This is a genomic window from Paracoccus sp. pheM1 (assembly GCF_018499825.1).
Classification (GTDB): Bacteria; Pseudomonadota; Alphaproteobacteria; order Rhodobacterales; family Rhodobacteraceae; genus Paracoccus; species Paracoccus versutus.
Map to the genome: position 1 here is coordinate 316453 of NZ_JAGXCX010000001.1, position 12341 is coordinate 328793.

Below are 12341 nucleotides of genomic sequence, written 5' to 3' on the forward strand. Positions count from 1 at the left end.
CTTTCGTGCCTTGCCCCGGAAAGGTTGGGTCTGCGGCGCCCTGCCGCAAGGGCTCAGGCGAGCCGCGCGATCTCGGCCGCCGCCGCCTCGAGCGCGCCCTTGCCATGCGGGATCGCCAGCGCCGTCATCCCGGCCTCGACCACCGCCAGCACGCCCAGCAGCTGATGCGCATTGGCATGGCCCATATGGGCGATGCGCAGCGCGTTGTCGGGATCGGCGGCGCCCAGGCCGATGCCCAGCGTCACCCCCGCGCGGGCGGCGGTCCATTCGCGCAGGGCGCCGGCCTGCGGCAGCCGGGCCGCGGTGACCGAGCGGGCGCGGCCGGCGGGATCGGCGATCAGCGCGCCGATGCCGGGATGGTCCGCGCCCCAGCGCTCCAGTGCCGCCCATGTCGCCCGCGCCAGCCCCTCGTGCCGGGCCCAGGCGGCGGGCAGGGTTTCCTCGTCCAGAAGCATCCGCAGCGCCTCGTTCATGCCGAAGATGTGCTGGACGGGCGGCGTGCCGCCCCAGAACTGCCACAGCGCCTCGGCCTCGGCCCGCGGGGTCCAGTCCCAATAGGGCGTGGCAAGGCCGCTGCGCCCGCGCGCCTTCACCCGGTCCGAGAACCACACGAAGGCCAGCCCCGGCGGCACCATCAGCCCCTTCTGGCTGGCCGAGACCAGCAGGTCCACGCCCCATTCGTCCATCCGCAAGGGCTCGCAGCCCAGCGAGGCGATGGCATCGACGGCCAGGAAGGCGGGATGGCCGCCCATGGCCGCGCGCAGGGCGGGAATGTCGGCGCGGGCGGAACTGGCGGTATCGACCTGGCAGACCAGCACCGCCCGGATCCGCCCCTCGCGGTCCTGCGCCAGCCGGTCGGCCAGCCGCTGCGGGTCGGGGGGCGCGAGGCCGAAGTCCAGCTCCTCGACCTCGATCCCAAGCGCGCGGGCCGTGGCGGCCCAGCCGCGGCCGAAATGGCCCGAGACCAGCGCCAGCGCCCGCTCGCCCCGGTCGAGCAGGTTGACGTTCGCCGCCTCCCAGCCGGCATGGCCGTTGCCGATATAGGGCACGACATGGCCCGTGGTCCCGGCCAGCCGCCTGAGCCCGGCGATCATCGCCCGGTTCTCGGCCGCCAGCGCTTCGCCGTAGATGTCGGGCGAGGCGCGGTGCATGGCGCGCAGCACGCGGTCGGGCGCGGGCGAGGGGCCGGGAATGGCAAGGACGGCGGCGCCTTGGGCGAAGCTCATGGGAAATGCCTTTCTGATGATCCGTCATCCGTAGGACGGGCCCCGCGCCGGGTCAACCGGGGGCGGGCGAGGTGCGGGGCATGGGTATTTGGGCAACGAAGAAGGGCTGGGCCTGGGGCGGCGAGGCCGGGGCGGGCAGCACGGGCGGGATGGGCATTTGGGAAACGGAAAGGGCCGGGTGGGGCCTTCGGCAGGGCCCGCCGGGGCACTGCGTCGCGGGCGGCTTGCCCCCGCGCGGCTTGCGCCTTATCCCTTGCCCTGACCGAGGATCGGGGATGCGATGGCGGACAGACTTCACAGGACGGCCAATCTGTTCGCCCGCATGTGGCGCGACTATCTGCGGCCCTATTGGGGCCGCATCCTGCTGGCGCTGCTGTTCCTGGTCATCGAGGGCTCGACCCTGGGCATGCTCAGCTGGATGCTGAAGCCGCTGTTCGACCGGGTCTTCGTCGGCGGCGACACCGATGCGATCTGGTGGGTCGGCGGCGCGATCTTTGGCCTGTTCCTGATCCGCGCCACCACCTTCGTCGTCAACCGCAGCCTGATGACCTCGGTCTCGCTGGCGGTCTCGACCTCGATGCAGACCGACCTTTTGCGCCATATCATGACCTTGGACGGCGGCTTCTTCCAGCAGAACCCCCCCGGCGCGCTGATCGAGCGGGTGCAGGGCGACACCATGGCGGTGCAGGGGGTCTGGACCACCTTCATCTCGGGCGCGGGGCGGGACATGGTCTCGCTGGTGTCGCTGTTCGGGGTGGCGCTGGCCGTCGATCCGTGGTGGACCATGGCGGCGCTGGTGGGCGCGCCGCTTCTGATCCTGCCGACGCTGGTGGTGCAGCGCTATATCCGGCGCAAGATGCGGCAGAACCGCGTCAACGCCAGCCAGCGCGCCACCCGGCTGGACGAGGTGCTGCACGGCATCAACGCCGTCAAGCTGAACCGGATGGAGGATTACCAGGCCGGCCGCTTTGCCCAGATCGTCACCCGCATCCGCCAGGCCGAGGTCAAGATGTCCGGCATCGGCGCCACCGTGCCGGCGCTGGTCGATGTCGTCACCGGCCTGGGCTTTATCGGCGTGCTGGCGCTTGGCGGTGCCGAGGTGACGCGGGGCGAGCGTACGGTGGGCGATTTCATGTCCTTCTTTACCGCCATGGCGCTGGCCTTCCAGCCGCTGCGCCGGCTGGGGGCGCTGACCGGCACCTGGCAGGTCGCCGCCGCGAGCCTGGAGCGCATCTATGCCGTGCTGGACCTGCGGCCGACCATCACCTCGGGCTCGCGGCGCGAGCCGCCGCCCGACACCACGATCCGCTTTCAGGACGTGCGGCTGGCCTATGCCAACCACCCGGTGCTGAACGGGCTGAGCTTTACCGCCGAGGCGGGCCGGACCACCGCGCTGGTCGGGCCTTCGGGGGCGGGGAAATCCACGGTCTTCAACCTGCTGACCCGGCTGGTCGACCCGGAATCGGGGCAGATCACCCTGGGCGGCGTGGCCTTGCGCGACTATGAGCTGGGCGTGCTGCGCGACCAGTTCTCGACCGTCAGCCAGGATGCGGCGCTGTTCGACGAGACGCTGCGCGAGAACATCCTGCTGGGCCACGACCAGGACGACGAGGCGCTGCGCCGCGCCGTCGTCGCCGCCCATGTCGCCGATTTCACCGACGCCCTGCCGATGGGGCTGGACACGCCTGCGGGCCCGCGCGGCTCGGCCCTGTCGGGCGGACAGCGCCAGCGGGTGGCCATCGCCCGCGCCGTGCTGCGCAATGCGCCGATCCTGCTTCTGGACGAGGCGACCTCTGCGCTGGACGCGCAAAGCGAGCGGGTGGTGCAGCAGGCGCTGGACGAGCTTTCGGCCGGGCGCACCACGCTGGTCATCGCGCACCGGCTTTCGACCGTGCGGCAAGCCGACAAGATCGTGGTGGTCGAGGCCGGCAGGGTTGTCGAAGAAGGCAGTCACGACCAGCTTATGGCCCAGGGCGGCGCCTATGCCGCGCTGGTCCGGTTGCAATTCGGAGAGGATTGATGCGGCGCATTCTGGCGGTTTCGGGCGAGGACCGGGTCGAGTTCCTGCAAGGGCTGGTGACGAACAAGGTCGGCCCGGCGCCGTGCTGGGCGGCGTTGCTGACGCCGCAGGGCAAGTATCTGGCGGATTTCCTGGTCGTGCCCGAGGGCGAGCGGCTGCTGATCGACGTGGACGCGCGGCTGGCGGACGACCTGGCGCGGCGGCTGTCGATGTATCGGCTGCGCTCGAAGGTTGCGATCGAGCCGACGGATCTGGCCGTCGCCCGCGGCACCGGGCCGGCGCCGGCGGGGGCGATCGCCGACCCGCGGCACCCGGCGCTCGGCTGGCGGCTTTACGGCGCCGAGGGGGACGACGGCACCGACTGGGACGCCATCCGGGTCGCGCATTGCATTCCCGAAACCCTGGTCGAGCTGATCCCGAACGAGACCTTCATCCTGGAAGCCGGGTTCGAGCGCCTGCATGGCGTCGATTTCCGCAAGGGCTGCTATGTCGGGCAAGAGGTCACGGCGCGGATGAAGCACAAGACCGAATTGCGCAAGGGGCTGGTGACGGTCGGCATCGAGGGCGCGGCCCCCGTCGGCACGCCGATCCTGATGGCGGACGGGCGCGAGGCCGGCACGCTTTTCACCCAGTCCGGCGGCCGCGCCATCGCCCATATGCGCTTCGACCGCATGGGCGAGGGATTGACGGCGGGGGATGCCCGCATCATCCCGTGACCGGCCCGGCCGAGGAACGCGTCCGCCGCATCGTGCATGTGGACATGGATGCCTTCTATGCCTCGGTCGAGCAGCGCGACGACCCGGCGCTGCGCGGCAGGCCGGTCGCCGTGGGCGGCATCCAGCGCGGCGTGGTCGCCGCGGCCAGCTATGAGGCGCGGCGCTATGGCGTGCGCTCGGCCATGCCCTCGATGCGGGCGATGCGGCTGTGCCCCGACCTGGTCTTCGTGAAGCCGCGCTTCGACGTCTATCGCGCCGTCAGCCAACAGGTCCGCGCGATCTTTGCCGAATACACCCCGCTGGTCGAGCCGCTGTCGCTGGACGAGGCCTATCTGGACCTGACCGATCACCTGGACGGCCGCACCGCCACCCGCATCGCGCAGGAAATCCGGGCGCGCATCCGCGCGGCGACGGGGCTGACAGCCTCGGCCGGGGTCAGCTACAACAAGTTCCTGGCCAAGCTGGCCTCGGACCAGCGCAAGCCCGACGGGCTTTTCGTGATCCCGCCCGAGGCCGGGGCGCAATTCGTGCAGGGCCTGCCCATCGGCCGCTTCCACGGCATCGGCCCGGCCACGGCGGCGCGGATGGAGGCGCATGGCATCCTGACCGGCGCCGACCTGGCCCGGCAGAGCCTGGAGTTCCTGACCGCGCGCTTCGGCAAGTCGGGCAGCTATTACTGGAACATCGCCCGCGGCATCGACACGCGCGAGGTCAAGCCCGACCGCATCCGCAAGAGCATCGGCGCCGAGAACACCTATTTCGAGGATCTGCGCCAGATCGCGGCGGCGCATGAGGCGCTGGCGGTGCTGGCCGACAAGGTCTGGCGCCATGCCGCATCGGCCGCGCGCCGGGGCCGCACGGTGACGTTGAAGGTGAAATACGGCGATTTCCGCCAGATCACCCGCGCGCGCTCGCTGCCGCGCCCGGTCGAAAGCCGCGACGAGATGCTGGAGATGGCCTGCGAATTGCTGGCCCCGGTCTTTGCCGATCCGCATGGGGTGCGGCTCTTGGGCATCACGCTGTCGGGGCTGGAAGAGGCGCGGCAGGACGAGCCGCCGCGCCAGCTGGGCCTGTTCGATCAGGCGTAAAGGTTGATCACCCCGACCTTCTGGTGGATGCCGTTCACGGTTTCCTTGTCGAGGCCGAGGCCCTGCGCCAGAGTGTGCAGGTATTCGGCCTCCTTGCGGTTGTCGAACTCGATCGCCATCAGCGACATCAGGTAGACCTGCGGGCCGAAGCCCTGCGGCACCTCGCGCGCCAGGGCTGCGGCATCGACCGGGGCGGCCATCTGTTCGCGGATGAAGGCGCGTTCCTCGTCGTCCAGCTCGCCGAACTCGGCCATCAGCTTGGCCTTTTCCGCCTCGTCGATCTCGCCGTCGGATTTCGCGGCCTGGATCATCGCCTTCAGCATCAGCCCGGCCAGCGCGTTCTGTTCCGGCGTGGGCGCGGTCGAGGGCTCGTCGCCGCTGGCCAGCGCCTCGTTGAAGAGTTCGCCGAAACTGGCGTCGTTCTGCGGCTGCGCGTCCTTTTGCGCCAAGCCGCCCCCGCCTTGCGGGGCCTGCCCCTGCGGCTGCTGGCCCTGCGGCTGCGCGCCGCGACCGCCCAGCAGGTCGCCCAGCATCCCGCCCAGGCCACCCGCCGCCGCGCCGCCCAGCACGCCGCCAAGCCCGCCCGATCCCGTGCCCGAGCCGCCGCGACCGCCGGTCAGCTGGTCGAGCAGACCGCCCAGCCCGCCCTGGGCCGTGCCGCTGTGGCGGGGCGAGTTCGGCCCGCCATAAGCCGTGCCGCCGCCCGAGCGCCCGCCCAGCACCTGGCCCAGCATGTCGCCCAGCCCGCCCGCGCCGCTGCGGCGGTCGCCGGCCTGGCCGGTGTTGTTGCCGAACAGCTCGTCGAGCAGCCCGCCGGGGCTGCGCCCGCCGCCCGATTGCGGCCGGTTCTGGGCGTTCTTCATCATGGTTCCGATCCCCTTGGCCAGCATGACGCCGGCCGCGACGCGGGCGAGGGATTTCATCAGGCTCATCTTGGTCCTCCGAAAGCGCTGCGGGGCCGCGGGCCGGGCAGCCTTGTTGCGCAATTCCAACGTATTCGCCGGGTTCCGGTTCCACCGCCACAGCCCCGGCGGCAAAGGCCCGGCCGCCCTTGATTTTTCCCCGGCACGATTATAAGTCGCGGCGGATGTTTCACGACGGGGGCTGTCGCGCGGGTGGCCCCCCCGATAGGAGGCCATGATGGCAAAGGCAAAGTTTGAACGGACGAAACCGCACGTCAACATCGGGACGATTGGTCACGTTGACCACGGCAAGACGACGCTGACGGCTGCGATCACGAAGTATTTCGGTGAATTCAAGGCCTACGACCAGATCGACGGGGCTCCTGAGGAGCGTGCCCGGGGGATCACGATCTCGACCGCGCATGTGGAATACGAATCGGCCAACCGGCACTACGCGCATGTGGACTGCCCCGGCCACGCGGACTACGTGAAGAACATGATCACGGGCGCGGCGCAGATGGACGGCGCGATCCTGGTGGTGAACGCGGCCGACGGCCCGATGCCGCAGACGCGCGAGCACATCCTGCTGGGCCGCCAGGTGGGCATCCCCTACATGGTGGTGTACCTGAACAAGGTGGACCAGGTCGACGACGCGGAACTGCTGGAACTGGTCGAGATGGAGGTGCGCGAGCTGCTGTCGTCCTACGACTATCCCGGCGACGACATCCCGATCATCAAGGGCTCGGCGCTGGCGGCGCTGGAAGGCCGCGACAAGGAGATCGGCGAGGATTCGATCCGCGCGCTGATCGCCGCCGTGGACGAATACATCCCGACGCCCGAGCGCGCGGTGGACCTGCCGTTCCTGATGCCGATCGAGGACGTGTTCTCGATCTCGGGCCGGGGCACGGTGGTGACGGGCCGTGTCGAGCGCGGCGCGGTGAACGTGGGCGACGAGCTTGAGATCGTCGGCATCCGCCCGACCAAGAAGACGACCTGCACCGGTGTCGAGATGTTCCGCAAGCTGCTGGACCGCGGGGAAGCCGGCGACAACATCGGCGCGCTTCTGCGCGGCGTGGAGCGCGACGGGGTGGAGCGCGGCCAGGTTCTGGCCAAGCCCGGCTCGGTGACGCCGCATACCGAGTTCGAGGCCGAGGCCTATATCCTGACCAAGGAAGAGGGTGGCCGTCACACGCCGTTCTTCGCGAACTACCGTCCGCAGTTCTACTTCCGCACGACGGACGTGACCGGGACGGTGAAGCTTCCCGAGGGCACCGAGATGGTGATGCCGGGCGACAACCTGAAGTTCACGGTCGAGCTGATCGCGCCGATCGCGATGGAGGAGAAGCTGCGCTTCGCCATCCGCGAGGGCGGCCGCACGGTCGGCGCCGGCGTGGTGTCGAAGATCCTGAAGTGATCCTTTGGGGCGGCGGCTTCCAGCCGCGGCCCCGCCTGGAGCATCGGGTGATGAGCATCGGGTGATCCCACGAGGGATATCGCGATGAGGGGCCGCTCCGCAGGGGGCGGCCTTTTTCCTTGCCGCGGGGGTGGTGGCCGCGGGGTTGCTTGCCGGGCGCGGCTGCCGGGGCTCTGCCCCGGACCCCGGGATATTGGGGCACGAAAGAAGCAGCGCACGCCGCGCCGGGCGGGAGAGCGGCGCGGGAAAAAGAGCGGAGAGGGGGTTTCATGCTATCCTTGCGCCAGCAGGCAAAGGGAGAGGACGATGACCGAACGCAGGAAGGCTTCCGATTTCCATCCCCGCATCCTCGAGATATTCGACGGCTACGTGCATGGCCGAATCAGCAAGCGGGATTTCATGGTGCAGGCGGCGCAATTCGCCACCGCCGGGATGAGCGCCGCCGCGATCTTCGAGGCGCTGCGGCCGGATTACGCCCTGGCCCAGCAGGTGCCGCCCGACGATCCCGCCATCGCGACCCAGACCGCGAGCTATGACAGTTCCGCGGGCAATGGCCGCATCAGCGGGCTGATGGCGCGGCCGGCCGGGGCGCAGGGCAAGCTTCCCGCCGTGCTGGTGGTGCATGAAAACCGTGGGCTGAACCCCTATATCGAGGATGTCGTGCGCCGGCTCGGCAAGACGGGCTACCTGGCCTTCGGGCCGGACGGGCTGAGCCCGCTTGGCGGCTATCCCGGCAATGACGACCAGGGGCGCGAGATGCAGGCCAGCCTCGACCCGGTGAAGCTGATGGAGGATTTCTTCGCCGCCCACGAATTCCTGCGCGACCATGCCGATTCGACCGGCGAGGTGGGCGCAGTCGGCTTCTGCTATGGCGGCGGGGTCTGCAACGCGCTGGCGGTGGCCTATCCCGAACTGGCCGCCTCGGTGCCCTTCTACGGCCGCCAGCCCCGGCCCGAGGAGGTGGCGCAGATCCAGGCGCCGCTGATGCTGCATTACGCCGAGAACGACGAGCGCGTGAACGCGGGCTGGCCCGCCTACGAGGCGGCGCTGAAGGAGCAGGGCAAGGAATACCAGGCCTTCTTCTATCCCGGCACCCAGCACGGTTTCCACAACGACACCACGCCGCGCTACGACGAGGCGGCGGCGGAGCTTGCCTGGCAGCGGACGCTGGACTTCTTTGCCGAAAAGCTCTCCTGACGCGAATTGTCAGCAGGGCGGGGCGATCCTTGCCGGGAAAGGAGATTTCGCATGATCGACCATATCGGATTTCCCGTCTCGGACCTTGCCCGCTCGCGCGCCTTCTACGACCGGGCGCTGGCGCCCCTGGGGATCGAGCTGCTGATGGAGGTGACCGCGGAGATGACCGGCGGCCATGGCGCGCATCTGGGCTATGGCCGCGCGGGCAAGCCGTTCTTCTGGATCGGCAGCGGCCGGCCCGCGGGTCCGGGCACCCATGTCGCCTTTGCCGCGCCCGACCGCGCCACGGACGACGCCTTCCATGCTGCCGCGCTGGCCGCGGGCGGGCAGGACAACGGCGCGCCGGGGCGGCGGCCGGAATATCATCCGGGCTATTACGGCGCCTTCGTCCTCGACCCCGACGGCAACAATGTCGAGGCCGTCCACCACGGAGAACCGGCATGACCCTCTATCGCGGATCCTGCTTCTGCGGCGCCGTCGGCTTCGAGGCCGAGGGCGAGCTGTCGCAGGGCACCATGCGCTGCAATTGCAGCTTCTGCCGCAAGATGCGCTATTGGGAGATGCGCCTGCCCGACCCGGAGCGCTTCCGCATCACCCATGGCGCCGGCATGTTGGCCGAGACCCCGCGCCGGCAGCAGGACGGGGTGGACATGCACCACATGTTCTGCGCCCGTTGCGGCACGCGGCTGTGGACCGAGGGCAACCTGGAAGAGATGGGCGGTCGCTTCGTCCAGGTCTGCGTCGGCGCCCTGGACGACGTGCCCGAGGCCGAGCTGATCGCCGCGCCGGTGTTCTATGCCGACGGGGCGCATGACGCCTGGTGGAATCCCGCGCCCGAGACGCGGCACCTGTGACCGCAGGCCGCGCGCCGCATGCGCCTTCTCCGTTTTCCAAATACTCCGGGGGAGCCCCGCAGGGGCGGGGGCAGAGCCCCCGATCGCAGGCGCCGCGCCCCCGGTTGCCTCGGCGGCGAAATCCGGCTATGGTGCCCGCCGCAACAGGGGAGAACGGTGTCATGGACAACTCGCAGATCTGACCTTTCACGGACGGATTGAAGAGGATTCCCATGACGGCTGACTTCCTTGATGCGGCTTTGCCCCATCCCATGCGCTTTCCCGACGGCACCCTGAACCGGGGGCTGGTGCATCTGAACCGGGTGATCGACCATCCGAATATCGAGATCGGCGATTTCACCTATGCCAGCAGCTTCGACCCGCCGCAGGACTGGGCGGCGCGGCTGGCGCCCTATACCTATGCCGGCGCGCCCGAGCGGCTGGTGATCGGGCGGTTCTGCCAGATCGCCGATCGGGCGCGGATCGTCACCGCCTCGGCCAATCATCCGATGGCCGGGATCTCGACCTATCCCTTTGCGATCTTCGATCACGCGCGGGTGGGCGACTATATCGACCAGATCAGCGGCCTGCCGGATACGGTGATCGGCCATGACGTCTGGATCGGCGACGGCGCCATCATCCTGCCCGGCGCGCGGATCGGCAGCGGCGTCATCATCGGCGCAGGCGCCGTGGTCGGCGGCGTGGTGCCGGATTACGCCGTGGTCGCGGGCAACCCGGCCCGTGTCATGCGGATGCGCTTTGACGATGCCACCATCGCCCGGCTCATGGCGTTGCAATGGTGGCACTGGCCCGTGGCGCGGATCGCCCGCGCCACCGCCGCGCTGGCCCGTGCCGATGTCGCGGCGCTTGAGGAACTGGCCGCCTGAGGCGGTGCGACGAAACGAACCGGGCAAGGGCCCGGCCTGATACGAATGAGGTCTGTCATGTTCAGCTGGTTCGAGCGCCGGCTTGATCCCTATCCCGCCGATCCGCCGCGGATGCCGCCGCAGGGGCTGTGGCGGTTCATCCTGCATTTCTCGCGCGGGGCCGAGGGCTACATGCTGTCGATGGCCGCCTGCTCGGCCCTGATCGCCGTGGCCGAGGTGGTGCTGTTCGGCTATCTGGGCGAGCTGGTGAACCGGCTGGCCGCGGCCGACCGCGAGAATTTCTGGGCGCTCGAGGGCAATCGCCTGATCCTGATGGGCGCCATCCTGGTGATCGGCCTGCCGTTGCTGCAGGTTCTTTTCTCGCTGCTCATGCACCAGACGCTGATGGGGAATTTCCCGCAGCGCATCCGCTGGCAGGCGCATCGCTATCTGCTGCGCCAGTCGATGAGCTATTTCCAGGACGAGTTCGCCGGCCGCATCGCCACCAAGCTGATGCAGACCGCGCTGGCCGTGCGCGAAGTCGCCATGAAGTTCATGGACGTGCTGACCTATGTCTGCGTCTATTTCATCGGCGCGCTGGTGCTGGCGGCCTCGACCGACGGCTGGCTGGCGCTGCCCTTCGTCGGCTGGGGCGTGTTCTATGGGCTCTTGCTGTGGTGGCTGATCCCGCGCATCGGCCGCATCAGCGAGGCGCAGGCCGATGCCCGCGCGCAGATGACCGGCCGGGTGGTGGACAGCTATACCAATATCTCCACGGTCAAGCTGTTCTCGCATTCATCGCGCGAGGAGGCCTATGTCCGCGAAAGCATGGACGGTTTTTTGCAGACCGTGCATGGGCAGATGCGGCTGGCCTCGATCCAGAACATCCTGCTGTCGACGCTGAACTCGGGCCTGGTCTTTGCCGTCACGGCGCTGGGGCTGTGGCTGTGGACCCATGGCCAGATCGACGTGGGCGCGGTGGCCGTCGCGATCCCGCTGGCGCTGCGGCTGGGCAACATGTCGCATTGGATCATGTGGGAATTCGCGACGCTCTTCGAGAATATCGGCACGGTGCGCGACGGCATCGGCTCGCTGTCCTTGCCGCGCATGGTGACGGATGTGCGCGGCGCCCGGCCGCTGGCGGTGCCCGAGGGCCGGGTCGAATTCGACCGCGTCACCTTCCGCTATGGCGAGGTGGCGCGGCCCGGCCGCGGCGCGGTGCTGGACGACCTGAGCCTGACCATCGCGCCGGGCGAGCGGATCGGGCTGGTCGGGCGCTCGGGCGCGGGCAAGTCGACGCTGGTGAACCTGATGCTGCGGTTTCACGACCTGGAATCGGGCCGTATCCTGATCGACGGCCAGGACATCGCGCAGGTCACGCAGGAATCCCTGCGCGCGGCCATCGGCGTGGTGACGCAGGACACCTCGCTGCTGCACCGCTCGATCCGCGACAATATCGCCTATGGCCGCCCGGATGCGTCCGTGGCCGAGATCCTGCGCGCGGCCGAACTGGCCGAGGCGGATTTCATCGCCACCCTGACCGATTCGCAGGGCAGGCGCGGGCTGGAGGCGCATGTGGGCGAGCGCGGGGTCAAGCTGTCGGGCGGCCAGCGCCAGCGCATCGCCATCGCGCGGGTGCTGCTGAAGGACGCACCGATCCTGGTGCTGGACGAGGCGACCTCGGCGCTGGACAGCGAGGTCGAGGCGGCGATCCAGTCGCAGCTCGACATGCTGATGCAGGGCAAGACGGTGATCGCCATCGCGCATCGGCTGTCCACCATCGCGCGCATGGACCGGCTGGTGGTGATGGAGCAGGGCCGCATCGTCGAGCAGGGCACGCATGAGGCGCTGCTGGCGCGCGGCGGCATCTATGCCGGCCTTTGGGCGCGGCAATCGGGCGGGTTTCTTGAGGCCGAGTGATCTTCCCTCTTGAACCGCGCCCTCACCTGCCGTAATCAGACGCGCGGCTTAGGGGTTTAGCTCAGTTGGTAGAGCATCGGTCTCCAAAACCGAGGGTCGTGGGTTCGAGTCCCCCAACCCCTGCCAGCCGCCTTCCGTGTCATGCCGCGTGCCTTCCGA

11 protein-coding genes and 1 tRNA gene are annotated in these 12341 nt (G+C 69.4%); 10 read left to right on the forward strand and 2 right to left on the reverse strand.

The genetic code is table 11. The annotated features are described in order from the left end of the window. Positions 1 to 53: 53 nt before the first annotated feature. A complete protein-coding gene (locus KF941_RS01660) occupies positions 54 to 1226 on the reverse strand; it encodes an aminotransferase class V-fold PLP-dependent enzyme (protein ID WP_214272404.1) in 1173 nt (390 codons plus the stop codon). 280 nt (positions 1227 to 1506) lie between these two features. Here KF941_RS01660 and KF941_RS01665 point away from each other — a divergent pair, with 280 nt between their 5' ends. The 3 genes from KF941_RS01665 to dinB are packed head-to-tail and all read left to right on the forward strand — an operon-like array spanning position 1507 to position 5050. Next, positions 1507 to 3246 carry an ABC transporter transmembrane domain-containing protein gene (locus KF941_RS01665; RefSeq protein WP_072461597.1) on the forward strand — a complete coding sequence of 580 codons (1740 nt, stop codon included), beginning with the start codon at positions 1507 to 1509 and terminating at the stop codon, positions 3244 to 3246. Beyond that, positions 3246 to 3962 (forward strand): folate-binding protein, encoded by a 717-nt coding sequence (locus tag KF941_RS01670; protein WP_214272405.1) that lies wholly within the window; start codon positions 3246 to 3248, stop codon positions 3960 to 3962. Before KF941_RS01665 ends, KF941_RS01670 begins: the two co-directional genes overlap by 1 nt. After that, entirely contained in the window at positions 3959 to 5050 is a 1092-nt protein-coding gene (gene dinB / locus KF941_RS01675; RefSeq protein ID WP_036761287.1) for a DNA polymerase IV, read from the forward strand. Before KF941_RS01670 ends, dinB begins: the two co-directional genes overlap by 4 nt. Here the strand turns inward: dinB and KF941_RS01680 are convergent. Then, positions 5041 to 5982 (reverse strand): DUF533 domain-containing protein, encoded by a 942-nt coding sequence (locus tag KF941_RS01680; RefSeq protein ID WP_116171074.1) that lies wholly within the window; start codon positions 5980 to 5982, stop codon positions 5041 to 5043. The genes dinB and KF941_RS01680 overlap by 10 nt on opposite strands. 208 nt (positions 5983 to 6190) lie before the next feature. Here KF941_RS01680 and tuf point away from each other — a divergent pair, with 208 nt between their 5' ends. The 7 genes from tuf to KF941_RS01715 all read left to right on the forward strand — a co-directional run bounded on the left by tuf (position 6191) and on the right by KF941_RS01715 (position 12308). After that, positions 6191 to 7366: an elongation factor Tu gene (gene tuf, locus KF941_RS01685; protein WP_036754146.1), complete on the forward strand. Its 1176-nt coding sequence runs from the start codon at positions 6191 to 6193 to the stop codon at positions 7364 to 7366. 306 nt (positions 7367 to 7672) lie between these two features. Beyond that, positions 7673 to 8563: a YghX family hydrolase gene (gene yghX / locus KF941_RS01690; RefSeq protein WP_214272406.1), complete on the forward strand. Its 891-nt coding sequence runs from the start codon at positions 7673 to 7675 to the stop codon at positions 8561 to 8563. 51 nt (positions 8564 to 8614) lie between these two features. Continuing rightward, on the forward strand, positions 8615 to 9007 hold the full coding sequence (locus tag KF941_RS01695; RefSeq protein WP_214272407.1) for a VOC family protein: 393 nt from the start codon (positions 8615 to 8617) through the stop codon (positions 9005 to 9007). Then, positions 9004 to 9417 (forward strand): GFA family protein, encoded by a 414-nt coding sequence (locus tag KF941_RS01700; RefSeq protein WP_116222134.1) that lies wholly within the window; start codon positions 9004 to 9006, stop codon positions 9415 to 9417. The genes KF941_RS01695 and KF941_RS01700 overlap by 4 nt, the downstream gene beginning before the upstream one ends. A 212-nt stretch (positions 9418 to 9629) precedes the next feature. After that, positions 9630 to 10283, forward strand: coding sequence for a CatB-related O-acetyltransferase (locus KF941_RS01705; protein ID WP_036754100.1), 654 nt, complete (start codon positions 9630 to 9632; stop codon positions 10281 to 10283). Positions 10284 to 10340: 57 nt separating this feature from the next. After that, a complete protein-coding gene (locus KF941_RS01710; protein ID WP_072464178.1) occupies positions 10341 to 12182 on the forward strand; it encodes an ABC transporter ATP-binding protein in 1842 nt (613 codons plus the stop codon). Positions 12183 to 12232: 50 nt separating this feature from the next. Then, positions 12233 to 12308: transfer RNA gene (locus KF941_RS01715), tRNA-Trp, on the forward strand. Positions 12309 to 12341 lie beyond the last annotated feature (33 nt).

What these genes read in the sequence shown, in the direction of transcription:
- KF941_RS01700 (WP_116222134.1), top strand. Translation starts at nt 9,004, where the DNA reads ATGACCCTCTATCGCGGATCCTGCTTCTGCGGCGCCGTCGGCTTCGAG.
- KF941_RS01665 (WP_072461597.1), top strand. Translation starts at nt 1,507, where the DNA reads ATGGCGGACAGACTTCACAGGACGGCCAATCTGTTCGCCCGCATGTGG.
- KF941_RS01680 (WP_116171074.1), bottom strand. Translation starts at nt 5,982, where the DNA reads ATGAGCCTGATGAAATCCCTCGCCCGCGTCGCGGCCGGCGTCATGCTG.
- KF941_RS01670 (WP_214272405.1), top strand. Translation starts at nt 3,246, where the DNA reads ATGCGGCGCATTCTGGCGGTTTCGGGCGAGGACCGGGTCGAGTTCCTG.
- KF941_RS01660 (WP_214272404.1), bottom strand. Translation starts at nt 1,226, where the DNA reads ATGAGCTTCGCCCAAGGCGCCGCCGTCCTTGCCATTCCCGGCCCCTCG.
- KF941_RS01710 (WP_072464178.1), top strand. Translation starts at nt 10,341, where the DNA reads ATGTTCAGCTGGTTCGAGCGCCGGCTTGATCCCTATCCCGCCGATCCG.
- KF941_RS01695 (WP_214272407.1), top strand. Translation starts at nt 8,615, where the DNA reads ATGATCGACCATATCGGATTTCCCGTCTCGGACCTTGCCCGCTCGCGC.
- tuf (WP_036754146.1), top strand. Translation starts at nt 6,191, where the DNA reads ATGGCAAAGGCAAAGTTTGAACGGACGAAACCGCACGTCAACATCGGG.
- KF941_RS01705 (WP_036754100.1), top strand. Translation starts at nt 9,630, where the DNA reads ATGACGGCTGACTTCCTTGATGCGGCTTTGCCCCATCCCATGCGCTTT.
- yghX (WP_214272406.1), top strand. Translation starts at nt 7,673, where the DNA reads ATGACCGAACGCAGGAAGGCTTCCGATTTCCATCCCCGCATCCTCGAG.